We start from the raw sequence: 18,143 nt of genomic DNA, 5'->3' as shown, positions 1-18,143 counted from the left end.
GGAGGGGGAGGGCAGATGACCTTCCACCACGCGCCCCGTCGTCGACGCCCCGTACGACGACTTCAGGCCACGTCGGTCGGCATAGCAACCGGTCTCCTCGTCACCGGCCTGCTCGCGGCGCCTGCTCAGGCACAGTCCCGCACCGACACCAGCGCCGGCCCCGAGGCGCCGATCGGCACGGCCGCACGCACGGTGGGCGACGCCAGCTACGAACGGGGCCCCTGCCCCAAGACGCCGGAACCGGTCGAGGCGCTCAAGGGGGCCCGCTGCGGATCCCTCACCGTGCCCGAGAACCGCGCCAAGTCGACCGGTAAAACGATCAAACTCGGTGTCGCGATCGTGCCCGCCAAGTCCGCCACACCGAAACCCGACCCCATCGTGTGGCTCGCGGGCGGACCAGGGGACGACGCGGTCGGGGAGGCGAAGATGGCGACCGACGGCGGCCTGAACCGCGACCGTGACGTGATCCTCATGTCCCAGCGCGGTACGTACTCGGCCCAGCCGAACCTCCTGTGTCCCAACATCGACAGGTTCAACGCGCAAGCGGTCGGTCTCGTCTACGACGCGCCGTCCACCAAGGGTTTGCACGTCGAGGCCACGAAAGCCTGCCACGACCAGCTGGCGGCCCGCGGGATCGACCTCAGTGCCTACAACGACATCGAGAGCGCCGCCGACTACGACGACCTGCGCACCGCGCTCGGAATCAAGCAGTGGAACCTGTACGCCATCTCCTACGGCACCCACCTGGCACTCGTCTACATGCGCCTGCACCCCGACGGGCTCCGCTCGGTGGGCCTCGACGGCATACTGCCGCCGTCCAAGGGCGGCTCGGCCCTGACCTGGAGCAGTGCCCGGCAGGGCTTCGACGGTCTGTTCAAGGCCTGCGCGGACCAGCCCGCGTGCAACAAGCGCTACCCGAACCTGTCGGCCACCTTCGACAAGCTCGTCCGCGACCTCGAAGCCAAGCCGGTCACCACCACGGTCAAGCTCCCCGGGAGCGACAAGCCGGTGAAGGTCGTACTGGACGGCGGGGCACTGGTGAACTGGATGACCTCCGCCACCCACGTGGCGCCCCAAGTACCCATCGCCCTCGATGAGCTGGCGCACGGCAAGCCCCAGCGGATCGCTCAGCAGTGGGCCGGCGGCAAGCTGAGCCCCCAGGCCATGGGCAGGGTTGCGCACGGTCTCGTCTACGGAGTCTTCTGCAGCGAGTGGACGCCGTACGAGAGCAAGAGAGCAGCGCTCCAAGGCGGACAGGACGCGTTCCCCTCCTTCCCCCGCTCGGTCCAGGCCCAAGCCCCTCAGCTCACGTTCCTCCGCCCGGACTGCGACGTCTGGAACGTCCCCGCGGCACCACGCTCGATCCGGGACGTGACCCGCGGCGACATCCCCACCCTCGCCCTGTCGGGCAGCTTCGACTCCCAGACCGGGGCGGACAACGGGCCGTACGTCGCCCGTACGTTGAGCAAGGCCAAGGTCGTCACGGTCCCGTACGAGCCGCACGTGGTGTTCGCCACCTCGAAGTGCGCCCAGGAGATCACCGTCTCCTTCTTCGACACACCGGCTGCACCGAAGACCGCATGTCTGAACAGCCTCGAACTGCCCAAGTTCGAGATCGGTCCCTGAGCCGCCGGCTGCTCCACCGAACACCCACCCCGACCAGCCCTACGCGCCGGGCGGTGGGCGGCTCCCCGCCGCCCACGGGCGGGTCTACGCAGATCGCTTGGACGCTGGGGATGCGTCCACGTGCGGGCGTCCGGCCGGTCCGTCGACGTTGCGCCTGCCGAAAACTCTATCCGCGCTGTTCAAGCGGCATGTTGGTATTCGTGGAGGACTCCGCCGAGGCGGTCTCTTCGTCGTACGTCGAGGTGGGAGATCTGTGCAGGGGCGAGCGGTTCGGGGACAGCGCGTAAGGGTGCTGCCTGATGCATCGCTTGGTGGGGGCGGTGGAGGTTGCAGTGGAGTTCGAACTGGCGGATGAATCGGCAGGCGCAGGCACCCTTCACGAGTACCAACATGCCGCTTGGCCCGTACAGATGGGGTTTCCGGTAGAAGCAACCTCACAGCTTCTTCAACCCTGGTGCGGGGGACGCCCGTCGGTTGGAGGAGCGGACGGACCTGACCGTCGCCTTCGTCATCGCGTGAGCGGCGCAAGCCGCCCCCACGCTCGTACTGGCCGATTGTGAACCAACGGGACAAGGGCCGCCCGCATGATGACTAAACCAGTAGAACGACGACTCATTCATCGCGATCGGGGTTGAGCCGTGCCCGGAGTTCGCTCACTTCGGACTGCAGGCTCTGCACCATGCGGTAGAGGGCCTGCACGGCGACCATGGAAACGCCGTTCACGTCGACGAGGTGGATGGAGCGATCGTCCGGGCCCAGGCCGAATGCGGCGTGCCAGTCCTGTGCCATCGGGCCGAGGTGCTGGACGTGCTCCTCGCCCCGGTAGCTCCAACTGCTGACCGGCACGGAGGCGACAGCCTGCAGGATGGCGAATCCGTCCCGCTGCGTGAGCGTCGGGCTCGGGTCGTCGCCCGGCGGATTCGGGACATGGTCTGCCGTCTTCGGCCCGGAGGGCCAACTGACCGGGGAGATTCGGCATTTGAGGGCTCGATCGCTCGCATCGCCTCCGCCAGAGTTGGAACTGCTGGAGTACCCCGAGTCGGACCACGTTGACGCCGGGCGCCGCTTTGTCGGCTCCTCGGACGTCTGCATCCACGTCTCGATGGTCGCCAGGAGATCCGCCCCCGCGACGGTCTCGGGGTGATCGTCGCCCAGCACCTTCCGCAGCGAGGCGACGGTCCGCTCGCAGAGCCGCTGGGCTGCCCCGGCACCCTGCGTGTCCAGGGTGGCAATGACGACGTTCATGCGGATCCGAAGCGCGTCGGGATGCTCGTCCCCGAGGGCTCGGCTCATCCGTTCGGCGAGGTCCTCGAAGACTGGGAGGACAGGCTCCGGTCCCTCGACGACGGCCCGGGCCGCTGCGTGGTTGGACGCCGCCTGCAGTGTCTGGGGGTGCGTGGGCCCGAAGCTCAGCTCTGTGCGCATTGCGACGTCGGAGAGGGCGATGAGTGCTGCGTCCTGGTCGGACTCCAGGAGACAGAGCGCTTCGACCTCGGCCGCGTGGATGGTCAAGTGATGGTCCCGACCCAACAGCACCTCGCACTGCCTGCTGATGGCGGCGGCCATCGGCAGCGACCGGTCGACCGCGCCGGAGACACGGGTCCAGTGGGCCAGGGAAATACGGAGACGCAGACTGGCGGGATGGCCGGGTCCCAGAACGCTGTCCGCCCGGTCGGCGAGCCCCTCCAGCAGAGAGGATGCCTCCTGGGCCCTTCCAGCGCGCCCGGCGGACCAGGCGTAGGCGTGTCCCGCGTCGAGCGCGGCCGGATGGTCGGGCCCGAAGTGCTCGGTCACCGACGGCAACAGGTCGCCCAACTCGACGTATGCGTGCATCCAGTTCCCCTTGCGCCCGCCCGAGCGCGCCATGCCCCAACGTGCGAGGAGCCAGGTGCCCGGGTCCCGGTCCGCGCGGTTCGCCTCCGTGCGGGCCGCTTCGACGTAGAGCCGGTTGGCTTCGTGCCAGCGACCGGTGTAGCCGGTCCACAGGGCTTCCCGGATGGCGGCCAGCCGGCTGAGGACATGGTCGTCGCCCAGATGTGCCCGGCAGTCGGCGCGCAGGCTCGACGTCAAGGCCAGTGCGTCCCGCACCGATCCGGAGTGTCCGGTCCAGAAGGCGAGCGCGTGCCGGGCCGCAAGTGTCTTGGGGCTGGCCTCACCCAACTCCGCCATCGCGCCGTCGACAAGCCGCTGGGCAGCCTCCTTCGCCAATCGGGCTTCGTAGGCCGAGCCGAGGCGCGCCACGGCTTGCGACAGAAGGTCGAGTCGACTCTGCCCCGGGGGCCAGTCCGTGAACTCCTGCACCGAGGACTGCGCGAGGACGGCGTCCGCCTGGCCGTCCCAGCTGCCGATCCAACAGCCGGCGGGGATGCTCGGCCGCCGGGCTCCCTTCTGGCCCACCAAACGCTGCCAGGCGCTCTGCCAGGATCCGTAGTCGATGCTGAGCCTTCTGCCGTTGGCCTCGGCCACGAAGGCAACGCACCGCAGAAGGTTGTCGATGACCTGCCAGTCTCCGTTGCCGACCCGGTCGTCGTTCTCCTTCAGATAGCCATAGAGGGTGGAACGTCTGATGGTGAGGAAGGACGGTACGTCCCTTCCGGCGGGCGCACTGGGCGGGATCTCGGCGGCCTTCACCATCTGCCCCGGTGTGACACCCCCGTCCTGCATGAGCCGGACCAGCGCCGACCTGAACTGCCGCCACGTCTCCACAGCGTCCTCTCCACGGTGCCGTTCGGAACTGGCGTCCAGGATGTGCGAGCAAGTCCGGCACTGTCCAGGGACGTCCAGAACACCGTCTCAATCCTTCCCGGACGTCTGAGCACCTTCAACGGCTGTCCCGGAACTTCCGTCAGGTATCCCGGAATTGACTGTGGATCACCGTTTCGGGGTGCACTCGGAGCAGTCACCTGGTCTGAAACCGACGTGGTCCCGGGAGGTCCTTCATGCCCTTCGTCCCCCACTGGCTGGACGGTTCAACGCCTCTCGGCATCCTGACCCTTGTCGCGTTCACGGTCCCAGCGCTGCTGAGGCAACTGTTGCTCTTCCTCGGCTTCAAATGGTCGCTGCGCGGAACCCGCAGCGACGAGGCCCGCGTGTCACTGTTCACCGCGTTCTCGGCGGCACTGACCCCGCGCCGCCACCCGGTTGAAGGCAGCCAGGCAGACCCGTTCCCCAGTGAGCACGCCAGCGACCGGGAGGGGACATGGCCGCGCTGAGGGGGGCAGTCGTGCTCGTACTGCGCGGCGGACTTCTTCGTGGCCGGAGCCCCTCCCTGGCGCCCACGAATCCGCGGTCTACGTGGAAGGTCGTCAGGGTGCTCACCGGGGAGTAGGGGGCGCGCCGGCCGCCGATGACCGATGTGGGTGCTCCAGAACCCCAACCGGGGTTCTCCCGCACCAGGCGCAATACCAGACCCCGGATGGAGCGGACGGTGGGCGGACGCCCAGGACGCCGTGACCGCGAGGCCTGTGCGTGGTGCCCTCTTGATCAGGTCGCGGTGCCAGCGCAGCACCGTTTCCGGCCGCACGAGCAGCCGCAGCCGGCGAAGCACCGACCCAGGTAGCGGACTCGGCAGTGCGGCCAGGAAGGCCCGGTCTTCGGGCCGGAACGCAGCTCAAACGGGCCCGAGTCGCCGCTCCAAGGTGGCGATCTGATGGCGGAGGGCAAGAATCTCCACGTCCTTGTCGTGGTCGCTCAGTGGCAGCAGCCGGGGTCCTCGCCAGCCGCGGTAACGCCTGCGTGGACGAGACGGCGCCGTACCTCGTCGACGGGACGATGCCGACGGTGGACGTGCGTTGCGCGGGACCCGGGCTGCCTGCGGTGCAGTGACGTCCCGCGACTGTCCGGGAACCACGCCGCTCGCTGAACCGACTGCTGAAGCGGCACGGCTCACATCCGGGTGAAGCCGTTCGACGGATCTGGAGCCACAGCTGATGGTCGAGTCCCGGCACCTCACCGAGGGGGTGCGGTCGGTGGTGCGCAAGTGGGCACCTCCGCCTGCCCTCTGCGGATTCCTCCTGCTGCTCGTGCTGGTCTTCGCGGTGTCGTACGCCGTCGGAGGCTCCGTCGGGCCGGTCGCCCCCGGGATGCACGGCACCCGCACGAGCCCTGGCGATCGCGATGGCGGCGGCGCGGGCGGCATGGGTGACATGGACGGTATGGACGGGATGGGCGCGACGGAAGAAGAGGGTGGCGGGCGGTGAGCACCGAGGCGGCGACCTGTCAGGTGTTCACCGACCTGACCGTCGGCGGGATGACCTGCGCGGCCTGCGTGCGGCGGGTGGAGAAGCGGCTCGGCAGGCTGGAGGGCGTCACCGCGAGCGTCAATCTGGCGACCGGGCGGGCACGGATCACGCACCCGGCGCGCGTCGGCCCCGAGGAACTCGTCGCCGCTGTCGAGCAGGCCGGATACACGGCCGCACTGCCCGAACATCCCCGTACTCGTGAGCAGGGCGAAGAAGGCGGCGAAGGCGAGGACGCGGGACCGGGGCTCCGGCAGGAGCGGGACCGGCTCGTGGGTCTGGCGCTCCTCGCGGTGCCGGTGCTCGTGCTGTCGATGGTGCCGGTGCTGCAGTTCCGCAACTGGCAGTGGCTGTGTTTCGTGCTGGCCGCACCGGTCGTCGTGTGGGGCGCGTGGCCGTTCCACGTGCGGGCGTTGCGCGGGCTGAGGCACTCGGTGGCGACCATGGACACCCTGGTGTCGCTGGGCGTGGCGGCGTCCTTCTGCTGGTCGGCGTACGCGCTGTTCGTGGGCGGCGCCGGGGTGCCGGGGATGCGGATGCCGTTCAGTCTGATCCCCTCGGCCTCTGACGGCGTGGCCCATGTGTATCTGGAAGCGGCTGTGGGCGTGCCGTTGTTCGTCTCGGCGGGGCGGTTGCTGGAAGCGCGGGCCCGGCGGGGGACCGGCGCGGCGTTGCGGTCGCTCGCCCGGATCGCCGTCAAGGAAGTGGCGGTCCGCAAGGGTGACTCCGAACTGCTCGTACCCATCGAGCAATTGGCGGTCGGGGACCTCTTCGTCGTGCGGCCGGGCGAGCGTGTGGCCACCGACGGTGCCGTGGTGGAGGGGCGGTCGGCTGTCGATCTGTCCCTGGTCACCGGGGAGAGCGACCCCGTAGAGGTCGAGCCGGCGGCGAAGGTGGTCGGCGGGGCGGTCAACGCCGGTGGGCTGCTGCTGGTGCGCGCCGGGGCGGTGGGGACCGACACCCGACTCGCCCGGATCGCCCGGCTGGTGACCGATGCCCAGGCCGGAAAGGCGAAGGCGCAGCGGATCGCCGGCGCGGTGGCGGGCGTCTTCGTGCCCGTGGTGCTCGCGCTGGCTGTCACGACGCTGGGCTTCTGGCTGGGGGCCGGGGCCGATCCGCAGGCGGCCGTCACCGCGAGCGTGGCCGTACTGGTGGTGGCGTGCCCGTGCGCCCTGGGGCTTGCGACGCCGACCGCGCTGCTGGCCGCCACCGGCCGTGGAGCCCGTCTCGGCGTCCTGGTCAGTGGTCCGCAGGCACTGGAAGGGCTGCAGCACGTCGACGTCGTCGTCCTTGATAAAACCGGCACTCTCACGACCGGGCACATGAGCGTCGCCCGCATCACGGCGGTGCCGGACGGCCTCGGCGAGGCAGAAGTGCTGCGCCTTGCCGGGGGTGTCGAGCAGGGCTCGGAGCACCCCCTGGGGCGGGCCATCACCGCGTACGCCCGTCGGGAACTCTCCCACCAGGTGCTGCCCGGCGTGCGTGACTTCCGTGCCCGGCCGGGGCAGGGCGTGCGCGGTCTCGTAGAAGGCCGACAGGTCGAAGTGTGCACCCCGGAGGGCGAGTTGCCCGACGTGCTGGCGGATGCGCTGACGGATGCGGAGGCCACCGCGCACACGCCGGTGCTCGTGCGCGTGGACGGCGTGGCCGAGGCCGTCATCGAGGTCGGTGACGTCGTGCGGCCGGGGAGCTACCGGGCCGTGGACCGGCTGCGACGTCTCGGAGTACGGCCGGTGCTGGCCACCGGGGACCGGGAGGCGCCGGCCCGAGCGGTCGCGACGGCGCTGGCCATCGACGAGGCGCGCGCCCGGTGCACTCCCGAGGACAAGGCCGTTCTCGTACGGGCCCTGCAGGAACGCGGCCACCGGGTCGCCGTCGTCGGTGACGGTGTGAATGACGCCGCCGCGCTGGCCGGAGCCGATCTCGGCATCGCCATGGGCTGCGGCGCGGACGTGGCTGTCGGTGCGGCTGATGTGACCCTGGTGCGCGGCGACATCGAGGCGCTGGCGGACGCCGTCCGGCTCGCCCGGCGCACCCTGACGACCATCCGGGTCAACCTCGTCTGGGCATTCGGCTACAACGCCGTGACCGTTCCCCTCGCGATGGTCGGACTGCTCAACCCGATGGTCGCCGCGGCGGCGATGTCGGCGAGCTCCCTGCTGGTCGTCGGCAACAGTCTGCGGCTGCGCACCTGGCAGTCGTCGCCCGCCCCCAGGGCCTCCCGGGAGACTGCGGGGAGGCGTGCCCGATGAGCACGAACAGTCTGTGGCGGCCGACCAGCCGCCGCGTCACCGCCGCATTGCTGACCGCGCTCGCCCCGCTCGCCGCCTGCGGCGTGGCGCTGGGCGGGCTGACCGCCTGGGTCCGCGCCGGGAATGCCGGCAGTCCGCCACACATCGCCGTCACACCGGGACGGGTCCTTATGCCGTACGGCGAGAGCAGGGACACCGCGGCGTACTTCGAACTCTCCAACTCCGGCGGTTCGAGCGACCAGTTGGTCGCAGTCACCTCGCGTTCGGCTGTCGGTGAGGTCTCTCTGAGCCGCCACCGCATGGCAGGCCGGGGCGCCGCCTACCGTGGCCCGCTGGCCTCGGTCGAGGTCCCCGCGGGCGGCGACCTCGCGATGGGGCCGTCCGGGGTCGGGGTCACGCTGCGGGCCGGTGCCGGGTGGCGCGCGGGCGACGTCGTGCCTTTCACCCTGCGTTTCCGGCTCAGCGGACCCGTCGAGACGGTGGCCGTGGTGGTCCGCCCGGGGGAGCGGCTGAGGTCGGCGGCTCCCGCGAATCCGCCGGGAAGCCGGGAACTCACCGCACCCCGTCTCCGACTCCTCTCAGGAAGCCAGGACGAGCAGGTGGATCAGGAGGAGGTGGGATGAGCGGACTCGACATACGAATGCGTGGCGTCGGCTGCCGGCACGGCCGGGTTCCGGCCGTCGAGGGCGTGGATCTCGATGTCGCGGCCGGCGAGCGGGTGGCCCTGACCGGGACCAACGGTTCGGGGAAGACCACGCTGATACGTGCGGTGCTCGGCCTGCACCGCCGGGTGGACGGGCAGATCCTCGTCGGCGGCCGGGGCGCCGGAAGCCCCGCCGAGTGGGCCTGGCGGCGCCGGGCGTGTGCCTGGGTTCCGCAGAAGCCGGCTACCGGCCGATTCCCGTTGCTGGCGGGCGAGCTTCTGGCCAGCAGTGGTGATCCGCGAGAGGCGGGCGACGCGGCCCGGAAGCTGGGCGTCGGGGTGCTGACCGGACGCCCGGTGCACACGCTGTCCGGCGGCCAGCTCCAGCGGATGTACCTCGCCCGCGCGGTAGGCACCATCGCCGCGGGCGCGGGTGTCCTCCTCGCCGACGAGCCGACCGCCGCGCTCGACTTCGCCGGGCAGGAGGAAGCCGCCGACGTCCTGCTCTCACTGCCGGCGACCGTCGTGGTCGTCACGCATGACCGGGCCCTCGCCGACCGCTGCGACCGCGTCGTGGAAATGGCGGCGGGACGCCTGAGGGAGGTCCGATGACCACCGGCGCCGCTGCCGACCTGGGGCAGCTTCTCCAGCTCATTCCCGTCCAACGAGCCGGTTTCGCACTGCTGTTGGCGGCGGTCGGCCTGCCCGTGATCGGCGTTGTGATCGTCGGGCTCGACATCATGCCGGTGCGGTTCGCGATGATGCACGTAGCGCTCCTCGGCATCGCCCTCGGACTCCTGACCGGGCTCGATCCCATGCTGTGTGCGCTGCTCGCGTGCGCGCTCGCGGGCGCCGGTGTCGCGCCGCTCGCCCGTACACCCGATGGACTCTCCGGCGCGATGGGCCTGTTGATGAGCCTCGCGATCGCGGCAGCCCTGCTGGTGCTCGCGGTGTCCGGGGTCAACGCCCAGGGCGCGTTCGCGCTGCTGTGGGGCTCGATCCTGTCCGTGGGCACGGCCGACCTGTGGCTGCTCGGCGCGCTCGCTGTCTTCGTACCGGCCCTGTTCTGGTGGCGCCGCCGGGACCTCGCGCTGCTCCTGTACGACCGCGAACTCGCCCTGACCTCGGGCGTGCACGTCGACCGCCTGACGCTGCTGCTGCTCGTCCTGGTCGCGGTGTCCGTCGCCGGAGCCATCAAACTCACCGGCGCGCTGCTCGTCGACGCGCTGACCCTGCTGCCCGCCCTCGCCGCGCGACGCCTCGGCACGTCCCTGAAGTCCATCACCGCCTGGGCGGTCTGTATCGGAGTCGTCGTGAACCTCACCGGGTTCCTGCTCGCCCTCCTGCTCGACTGGCCGCCCGGCCCCGTGCTCGTCCTGACGGCCGGGGCCCTGGTCCTGGCCGCCCATCTCATTCCCGAACGGAGAATCAGCTCATGGCGCGCAACCGCGTCCGCACGCACCCGCTCCCTCCCGTCGTCGCACTGACCACCGGTGCCGTACTGCTTCTCGCTGTCACCGCGTGCGGTTCCGGCGCCTCGCCCGGCAGCGGGGACAAGAAAGCCGGCGCCCCCGTCGTCGTGGCCACCACCACCTGGGAGGGCGCATTCGCCAAGGCCGCAGGGGCGAAGGACGTGACGGTGATCGTTCCGCAGTCCGTGCAGCACGCCCCGGACTACGACCCCACGCCCTCCGACCTCGCCGCGGTCGCCGACGCCGACTTCGTGCTGTACGCGCCGTTCGAACCGTACGCGAAGAAGGTCAAGGAGGCCGCCGGGTCCGACGCGAAGCTGGTCGAGGTGGGCCTCGACAACGACGCCGGCCACGCGAGCGCCGAAGTCACGCGCTTGGGCAAGCTGTTCGGCACCCAGGGCGCCGCGACGAAGTGGGACAAGACTTTCAAGAGCGAATACGGCACGCTCCAGAAAGGGCTGAAGGACGCGTGGCCGCACGGCAAGGCGCCGTCCGTCGTCACCCAGGTCTACTCCGCGTGGGCGGCGAAGATGGCGGGTGCACAGGTGCGTGGCATGTACGGCCCCGACGCGGTGACGGCCGCGCAATTGTCGGACTTGACGTGGAAGAAGCCGCAGTTCGTGTTCGACAATGTGCACATGACGACCGGCAAGGTGCTCCCGGACTCGGGCGCCCGGCAGATCGAGATCGTCAACTACCCCGGCAAGGACCTTGAGTTGCTGCCGGTGTACCGGAACGCGGCTGAGACGATCAGGAAGGCCATGGGCGGCGCGTCCTGAGAGGGGCGACGGACGGTGGGCCGCCGGTTGGTCACCGGCGGCCCACCGTCCCACCTCACCCGGTCGGCGCCAGAGGTGCGTCCTGCCCGGAGCAGCGCTCGCGCAGCAGTGCCCGGTCCGGCTTGCCGGCGGGGGTGAGTGGCAACTCGCCCACCACCGCCAGCAGTTCGGGGTGCTTACGCCGTTCCAGGCCCTGTACGTCCAAGTGAGCGCCCAGGGCCTCCAGTGTGAGTGCGGCCTCGCCGCGCGGCACGACGCACGCGGCGAGCCGCTCGCCCATCAGCGGGTCCGGCACCCCGACGCAGACCACATCGCGCACGAGCGGATGCGCGGCAAGAGCGATCTCCACCTCGGCCGGACTGATGTTGGCCCCGCCCCTGATGACGACGTCCTTGAGGCGGCCGACGATCCGCAGGCTGCCGTCGTCCTCGATGAGGCCGAGGTCACCGGTACGCACCCAGCCGTCGGCGGTGCGGTAGCGGGTGTCGAGATCGGGAGCGGCGACGTAACACAGCGGCGTCATCGGGCCGCGCGCGACGATCTCACCGACGGACCCGCGCGGCACCTCCTCCAGGAGCGGCGCCCCGGGCACGGCGATGCGGATGTCAGCGACGCGCGGGTCCGGGCGGCCCGCCATGACGCCCGGACCGCCGGCCCCACCGTCGCGGGCCTGATCACCCAGCCCGGTATGGCAGTTGACGCCGTCCGCCGAGCCGTAAAGGTTCACCACCGGGCAGCGGAAGGCGCGCCGCGCCTCGTCGGCCGTAGCCTCGTCGAGAGGCGCGCCCCCGACGACGAGGGCGGTGGGCGGCGGGAACGCCGGACCGTCGCCCACCGGACTCTCCGCGAGTTTGTCGAGCAGCATCCGGATCATCGTCGGCACACCCAGGACGTGCGTGGGCTCGTGCGCGGTCAGCGCCTCCAGCGCCGCCTTGGGCGTGAAGTGGTCCAGCAGGACGAGCGTGCCGCCGTGCCGGGCGAGCGCGACGGCGGTGCCGTTGCTGCCGAACGCCGAGGCCAGCGGCACCAGGAACAGGCAGCGCGGCGGCCGCCCGTCCGGCATGAGCGTGGCGAGGAAGTTGCCGCGGCCGCCGGCCAGCGCGTTGTGCGAGTACGCCACCATCTTCGGCTCGGACTCGGAGCCGGACGAGACCAGGATGCGGGCGGCGGAGTCCGGGTCGGGGCGCGCCGGGACGAAGGGGGTCGGGTCCGTGCGCAGCAGGGCGGAGAGCGCGACCGAGCCCTCCGGGATGTCGCGCCCGGCCGCTATCACCGTGCGCAGGCCGGGCAGTTCGGTGCCGATCGCGAGGAGGTCGGCGGCGTGCCGGTTCCCACGGTGGTCGGCGGCGGCGATGACCGCGACTGCCTCCGCTCTGCGCAACAACGAGGCCGCGTCGCTCCGGCCGCGCCCGACCGGGAACGGGAGCGCGACCGCGCCCAGCGCGGCGAGCGCCAGATCGGCGATGACGGCGCCCCGCCCGCTGGGCAGTTGTATGCCGACCACGTCACCCGCGCGTATGCCGAGCCCGGTCAGGCCCGCGGCGAGACATCGGACCTTGCGGTCGAGCGCGGTGTAACAGAGTTTCCCTTTGCCGTCGATGACCGCGATGCGGTGCGGGTCGGCGATCTGGTGTGCCCGGTAGAGGCTGTACAGGTCCAGGTCGGGGCAGGTGCCGTCGAGCGCCCATGTGCGGCGCAGCTGGGCGGGCAGCAGGTCGTGCAGGTCGACGGTCATGCCGGGCTCCCGTGTTCGTCGGTGGAGCGGTGAGCGGGGGTGGCGCGGGCGTCGGGGGTGGCGCGTTCGCCGGTCATCCGAAGGTCCAGGGGGCGGGGACGGCCGGGGCGCCGTGGGCGTCACGGCCGATGGACCCCGCGGTGACGAGATCGGCGAGGTCCGTGACGACGGGGACGGCGCTCAGTCCCCGCTCGTTCAGTTCGAGCAGGGCACGTTCTGTGGGGAGTTGAGTCAGCTCGCCGTTCGGGATCGCGCATTGGTCGGCGAGGGCGATCCAGCCGTCCGCGGTGCGCAAGGGGCGGCGGAACCCGGCCGGCATCCGCGGATCGAGGCCCTGCGCGACCCGCGCTCTGGCGGACGCCGTGAGCACGTCTGCGGCTCCGAGCAGCGACGAATCGACCCGCACCCCGCACCCGGTGCGCTCGCGCAGCAACAGCGCGGCCAGTACGGCCTCGGCGCCGAGCAGTCCGCCGAGCACGTCGAGCAGCGTCATCAGGGAGGGTGCGGGCGGCTCGCCGGCGGGGCGAACGGCCTCGCCGACGCCGGTGCGGGCCTGCACCATGAAGTCGGTTCCCAGGGGAGCACCGGGCAGCCGGTCCGCCCAGCCGCTCGTGTACGCGTAGACGAGCGCGGGATTTGTGGCGGTGAAGTCATCGTGATCCAGGCTGAGTTGAGCCGCCTTGCCCGGCGCCCAGTTGTGCAGGAAGACATCGGCGCCGGCGGCCATGGCGCACAGCCGGGCCCGGTCGGCGGAGGACTTGATGTCGACCTCGACGGCCTTCTTGCCGCGGTTCAGTGCGAGCCAGCGCGCCGAGATCCCGGAACAGGAGGGCGGCATCCCGCGCAGCGGATCGCCGCCCGGCGGCTCGATCCGGACGACGTCCGCGCCCAGCAGGCCGAGCAGGTGCGCGGCGAGCGGTGCTTGGATGCGTCGACCGGCCTCCAGGACGGTGAACCCGGCGAGAGGCAGCCCTTCGGGGGCTTGTGAGGAGGCGTACGCGGCGTCGTGCGGAGCCAGCTTCCAGGGCGGTGCGCCGTCGTACTCGCTCGCCCGCCCGGCCAGCGACCGCAAGGGGCAGACGTCTGCCCCGGATGTCCCGGCCGCGTACCGGATCCGATCCCACGCACACGAGCGCGCCACGGTGTGCAGTTCCTGCGGGAAGGGCGCGCAGGCCGTGGCGTACCGGAACTGGAAGGGTCGCCATCCGCCGCGTATCGCCTTCTCGGGGGCGTCGAGCGCGCGCCAGAACTCCGCCCAGACCCCGGGGTCCAGCGTCTCCAGCTCGAAGACCGTCCCGTCGGCGGAGGTGAACGGAGGGCCACCCGTGGCGAGTTCGGACGCCTCGCCCTCCTCGGCTCCTGCGGCGGCCAGGTACTGGGAGACGGCCAGCAGCCCGGCCCGCTCGGCGCTGACCTCGACCCGGTCGACGCGAAGACCGCGCGCTCGGCCCACCAGCGCGGCCAGCACGCCCTGCACGGTGAGAACACCGGCGGCGGTGGCGGCGTAGTCGGCGGCGAGGCCGCGCGGGGAGCCGTCGCGGCGGCCGTGCACCGCCATGATGCCGGTGGCCGCCTGCACGGTGGCCTCGTCGGAGCCTGTCTCGCCCCAGACGGTGTGTGCGGCGATCTCGCCGAGGCCGGGGTCGCGCAGGGTCAGTTGCCCTCCTGTGCGGGCCGTGCCCTCCGCCTCCGCGCCGAGCAGCCGCAGATGATCGGTGACGAGGGCGTCCGCCGGACCCGGCGGGCCCGAGTGCTCCAGGCGCAGCCCGGCGAGCGGTTCGGTGGGGCCTGCCGTTCGCGCGAGGGCCGGTGTGGCTGGGGTTGCCATGCCTCTCCCTTCCTGAAGGTGTCGTGGCGCACGGGAACTCGGAGGCGGTCACCTCCGACCAGTTCCACGGAAGAGGGAGTCGGCCGGTCGACGGCCCGGGTTCCCGCCGACCCGGTGGAAAGTGAGACAGATCGCATGCAGCAGCTCGACGGTGCCCCTCGATGCCCGTACGACATGGAGGACTTGAGGGGCCGGGTAGCAGCCTTCGTACGAGACCGGGTGATGCCGTGCGAGCCGGTCCTCGACGCCGGAGGCACCGAAGCGGGCGCAGCCCTGCGCCGACTGCAGGGCGAGGCGAGGTCGGAAGGGCTGTGGGCGCTGCCGCTCCCTGCCGAACTCGGCGGACAGGGACTGCCCTTGAGGTCGTACGCCCACCTCGCCGAGGCCGAAGGGGCGAGCGACCACGGGCCGGCCGCCCTCGGCTCGGTGCCGCTGCTCGACGTCCTGATGCTGTGGCGGCACGGCAGCCCGCGTGTCCGTGAGCGGTACGTGAGGTCACTGACCGCCGGTGAGATACGGGCCTGCTACGCGATGACCGAACCCGACACTCCTGGCACCGATCCGTTCCTCACCAGCACCCGGGCCATGCAGGACGCGACCGGAGAGGGCTGGCGGGTGACGGGGCGGAAATGGTTCACCAGCGGCGCGGCCGACGCCGACCTGGTTACCGTGCTCGCCCGCACACACGGTGAACCGGGGGACCGCGAAGGGCTCTCGCTGTTCCTCGTGCCGACCCACACACCCGGCTTCCGCGTCATGCGCGACCTGCCGGTGCTCGGCGCGGCAGGGCAGGCGGAGATCCAGCTCGACGAGGTCGCGGTCGACGCCGACCATCTCGTCGGTGAGCGGGGCAAGGCCCTCGACGTCGCCGCCGAACGGCTCCAGCTCGGCCGTACCCTGCGCTGCCTGCGCTGGCTCGGCCAGGCGCGGCGCGCCTTCGACCTGCTGCTCTCGCGCGCGGCGACCCGCTCCCGCTCCCGCGGCCCGCTCGGCGACCTCCAACTCGTCCAGCAGCACGTCTTCGAGTCGCTGCTCGCACTGCGCACGACCCGCCCCCTGGTGTACGAGGCCGTGGCCCGCCTCGATGCGGGGCTCGACGCACACGTGGAGGTAGGCCTGGCGAAGGTCGCCGCCGCCCGCACCCTCCAGCAGGTGGCGGACGCGGCGATCCAGGTGCACGGCGCGGCCGGACTCGGCCCGGACACGGCCTTGCCCGCGCTGTTCCGCACCGGCCGCGCGGCACGGATCCTCGACGGCCCGGACGAGCTCCACATCACGTCCGTGGCCCGGCGCGTGCTCAGGTCCTCGGCTCCATAGGCTCCTTGCCTCCGCCGGCTTCGTACTTACTTCCTGACCCTTCCTGTGTCGTCAGGCTTCGTGTGGGTCGACGAGGCCGGTCAGGGCGGCGAGCGCGTAGGCGAGGAAGAAGTCGCCCCAGATGAGCTCGTGTCGGGGTGCCGTGCCGGAGGCCAGGTCGTAGCAGCCGTTCAGGAGGCGGCCGTCCCGTGTGAGGTGAGTGCGGACCAGGTCGTGGAGCAGGGACACGGCCTGATCCCGGTGGCCGAGCTTGAGGAGGGCGACGGCGTCGATGGCGGCGGCCGACGTGTCGAGCGGGCCTTCCGGGTGCTCCTCGTCCGCCGGCGGCACGGCCGAGCTCGGCAGCAACTGCCGCGTTTTGCCGACGAGTTCATCAGGGGAGGTCACGTGGGCTGCGTCGGCCACGGCCAGCAGCAGCCAGGCGCGTCCCCGGCTCCAACCGGGCGGCGGATCCTCCTGCGGGATCCAGTTCGTCTCGTACCGCCACGACCAGGTGAACCGGCCCAACCGGCGCTCCCCGACGCAGAGTTCGAGGTGACGCCGCAAATGCGATGCGGCGGCATCGGCGTCGGCCACCGCCAGCAGCGGCACCAGCCCCGGCACCCCGTCCACCCGCGCCCGCAGCCGGGGCCCTCCGAACGATGAGCCCCAGGGAACGAGGCCGAGCGCGGCGTCGTACGACTCCCGGACGGCGAGGGCCACGCGTTCACGCAGCCCGGCGGAGGCAGGATCGTCGGCCAGCGCGGTCCCGTACCAGAAGATCAGCCCGCGGGTGGCAGTGTCGGCGTGGATCCAGGGCTCGAGCCGGTCGGTGCATGCGATGGCGGCCCGGCGGTCCTCTGGACTCCTCGTGTGCCGAGCCCGCAGCCACAACAGACCCGCCCAGAAGCCGCCCGTCCACGAGCCGCGCCCGGTCGTCGTCCACCGGCCGCTGCCGGGATCCGCGAACAGGGGGAAACGGCCGCCGACCTGCGTCTTGGTGGCGGTCACCCGCTCCAGGACCAGGGCCAGCGCCGGGGCGGCCCAGTTCGGGGCCGTGGCGCGGCTCATCGGCGCAGGGCCGAACGCCGGTCGCGCGCGGCCCACATCAGCGCCACCGCACCCGCCCCCGCGAACTCGCCCGCGACCAGCAGCCACCCGGCTCCGTACTGCCCGGCGTCCGCGAGCAGCCCGAAGAGCGGCGGGCCGAGGGCGAACCCGGCGAAGAAGCCGGCCGAGACGAGCGCCGAGTCCTGGCCGGCCCGGCCGGGCGCAGCGCGCTGCATCACGAGGACCATTGAGACGGCGTTGGCGGCGACGGCGAGGAGGCCCACGGCGATCGCCGCGAACCAGGCCACCGCGTGCGCGTACGAGGAAACCGCGAGCAGGAGCGCCGCGCCCACCGCGCCCGTGGCGAGAGACCCCGGCAGCCATCGTGCACGGCCCGGCCTCCCGGCGAGCCGCGACCAGCCCATCCGTCCCGCGATCCCGGCGACGCCGAGGACCGCCACCAGGGCACCGGCCGCCGTCGGACCCAGGCCGAGGCGCCGTGTGCCGTACAGCGCCAGATAGGTGTTCACCGAGGCGATGCCACAACCGAGGAACAGGGAGAAGACCGCCAGCCAGGCGATCATGCCGCGCGCAGCCCGGGCCGCGGGCGCGGTCTTCGGCGGCGGGTCGGCGGGCAGGGCTCGGGCCGCCCAGACGGCTGCGAGCACGGCCGCACCCGCGGCGGTCCACACCGCTCCCCGCCAGCCGGTCGCGGCGGCGAGCGCCGCCAGCGGCAGCCCCGCCACGAACGCGCCGAGCTGTACCCCGGACTGCTTCGTCCCGGTCACCGCACCGCGCCGCTCAAGAGGCACGGTGGCCAGGATCGCCTTGTTCGTCGCGGGGTTGGCGAGCGCCTGGGGCACACCGCCCAGCGCGACCGCCGCCAGCAGGAACCCGGCGCCCGGGGCCGCGCCGATCAATGCCAGCGCGAGGGCCGACACCAGCAGCAGCCCGACCAGGCAGCGGCGCGGGCCGATGCGGTCCACCAGCTGGCCACCGAGCGGCGACAGCACGGCAGCCGCGCCGAAACCGACGGTCGTCGTCAGGCCGAGCACCGTCGGTGAGATGCCCAAACCGTCCACGATCCGGGGCCCCAGCGCCCCGAGCAGGAACAACTGCATCATCGAGAACGCCATGGCACAGGTCAGCAGCCAGGTCAGGGCGACCGCCTCGCCGCCCGGGTGGCCGTCGGCCACTGTCGTCGTTCCGCGGATCTCACCTTGC

At 71.9% G+C, this 18,143-nt stretch carries 14 protein-coding genes; 9 read left to right on the top strand and 5 right to left on the bottom strand.

Annotated elements, in window-relative coordinates:
- Nucleotides 1-15 precede the first annotated feature (15 nt).
- Nucleotides 16-1,626, top strand: a complete 1,611-nt coding sequence (locus OG698_RS10200; protein WP_406102752.1) for an alpha/beta fold hydrolase — start codon at nucleotides 16-18, stop codon at nucleotides 1,624-1,626.
- Between the two features lie 612 nt (nucleotides 1,627-2,238).
- On the opposite strand, the gene OG698_RS10195 is transcribed toward OG698_RS10200, so the two are convergent.
- Nucleotides 2,239-4,332: a tetratricopeptide repeat protein gene (locus tag OG698_RS10195; protein ID WP_406102751.1), complete on the bottom strand. Its 2,094-nt coding sequence runs from the start codon at nucleotides 4,330-4,332 to the stop codon at nucleotides 2,239-2,241.
- Nucleotides 4,333-4,565: 233 nt separating this feature from the next.
- Here OG698_RS10195 and OG698_RS10190 point away from each other — a divergent pair, with 233 nt between their 5' ends.
- The 7 genes from OG698_RS10190 (at nucleotide 4,566) to OG698_RS10160 (ending at nucleotide 11,010) form a co-directional block, all read left to right on the top strand.
- Nucleotides 4,566-4,838: a hypothetical protein gene (locus tag OG698_RS10190; RefSeq protein ID WP_406102750.1), complete on the top strand. Its 273-nt coding sequence runs from the start codon at nucleotides 4,566-4,568 to the stop codon at nucleotides 4,836-4,838.
- Between the two features lie 717 nt (nucleotides 4,839-5,555).
- Nucleotides 5,556-5,825 carry a hypothetical protein gene (locus OG698_RS10185; RefSeq protein ID WP_406102748.1) on the top strand — a complete coding sequence of 90 codons (270 nt, stop codon included), beginning with the start codon at nucleotides 5,556-5,558 and terminating at the stop codon, nucleotides 5,823-5,825.
- On the top strand, nucleotides 5,822-8,116 hold the full coding sequence (locus tag OG698_RS10180; RefSeq protein WP_406102746.1) for a heavy metal translocating P-type ATPase: 2,295 nt from the start codon (nucleotides 5,822-5,824) through the stop codon (nucleotides 8,114-8,116). Before OG698_RS10185 ends, OG698_RS10180 begins: the two co-directional genes overlap by 4 nt.
- Entirely contained in the window at nucleotides 8,113-8,739 is a 627-nt protein-coding gene (locus OG698_RS10175; protein WP_406102745.1) for a copper chaperone PCu(A)C, read from the top strand. Before OG698_RS10180 ends, OG698_RS10175 begins: the two co-directional genes overlap by 4 nt.
- A complete protein-coding gene (locus OG698_RS10170; protein ID WP_406102744.1) occupies nucleotides 8,736-9,371 on the top strand; it encodes a metal ABC transporter ATP-binding protein in 636 nt (211 codons plus the stop codon). Before OG698_RS10175 ends, OG698_RS10170 begins: the two co-directional genes overlap by 4 nt.
- Nucleotides 9,368-10,246, top strand: a complete 879-nt coding sequence (locus OG698_RS10165) for a metal ABC transporter permease (protein ID WP_406102743.1) — start codon at nucleotides 9,368-9,370, stop codon at nucleotides 10,244-10,246. Before OG698_RS10170 ends, OG698_RS10165 begins: the two co-directional genes overlap by 4 nt.
- Nucleotides 10,195-11,010, top strand: a complete 816-nt coding sequence (locus OG698_RS10160) for a metal ABC transporter solute-binding protein, Zn/Mn family (protein WP_406102742.1) — start codon at nucleotides 10,195-10,197, stop codon at nucleotides 11,008-11,010. Before OG698_RS10165 ends, OG698_RS10160 begins: the two co-directional genes overlap by 52 nt.
- A gap of 55 nt (nucleotides 11,011-11,065) precedes the next feature.
- Here the strand turns inward: OG698_RS10160 and OG698_RS10155 are convergent, their stop codons facing one another.
- Nucleotides 11,066-12,745 (bottom strand): class I adenylate-forming enzyme family protein, encoded by a 1,680-nt coding sequence (locus OG698_RS10155; protein WP_406102741.1) that lies wholly within the window; start codon nucleotides 12,743-12,745, stop codon nucleotides 11,066-11,068.
- A gap of 73 nt (nucleotides 12,746-12,818) precedes the next feature.
- Entirely contained in the window at nucleotides 12,819-14,573 is a 1,755-nt protein-coding gene (locus tag OG698_RS10150; protein ID WP_406102740.1) for a CoA transferase, read from the bottom strand.
- A gap of 135 nt (nucleotides 14,574-14,708) precedes the next feature.
- On the opposite strand from OG698_RS10150, the gene OG698_RS10145 reads away from it, so the two are divergent.
- Complete coding sequence (locus OG698_RS10145; RefSeq protein WP_406102739.1) at nucleotides 14,709-15,890, top strand: acyl-CoA dehydrogenase family protein; 1,182 nt, start codon at nucleotides 14,709-14,711, stop codon at nucleotides 15,888-15,890.
- A 51-nt stretch (nucleotides 15,891-15,941) separates the two neighbouring features.
- Here the strand turns inward: OG698_RS10145 and OG698_RS10140 are convergent, their stop codons facing one another.
- On the bottom strand, nucleotides 15,942-16,940 hold the full coding sequence (locus OG698_RS10140; protein WP_406102737.1) for a sugar ABC transporter permease: 999 nt from the start codon (nucleotides 16,938-16,940) through the stop codon (nucleotides 15,942-15,944).
- Nucleotides 16,937-18,055 carry an MFS transporter gene (locus OG698_RS10135; RefSeq protein WP_406110949.1) on the bottom strand — a complete coding sequence of 373 codons (1,119 nt, stop codon included), beginning with the start codon at nucleotides 18,053-18,055 and terminating at the stop codon, nucleotides 16,937-16,939. The genes OG698_RS10140 and OG698_RS10135 overlap by 4 nt, the downstream gene beginning before the upstream one ends.
- Between the last annotated feature and the right edge of the window lie 88 nt (nucleotides 18,056-18,143).

The organism is Streptomyces sp. NBC_01003 (assembly GCF_045162695.1).
Lineage (GTDB): Bacteria > Actinomycetota > Actinomycetes > Streptomycetales > Streptomycetaceae > Streptomyces.
The sequence above is the reverse complement of the archived record's forward strand: the minus strand, read 5'-3'. Positions and strand labels throughout refer to the sequence as shown.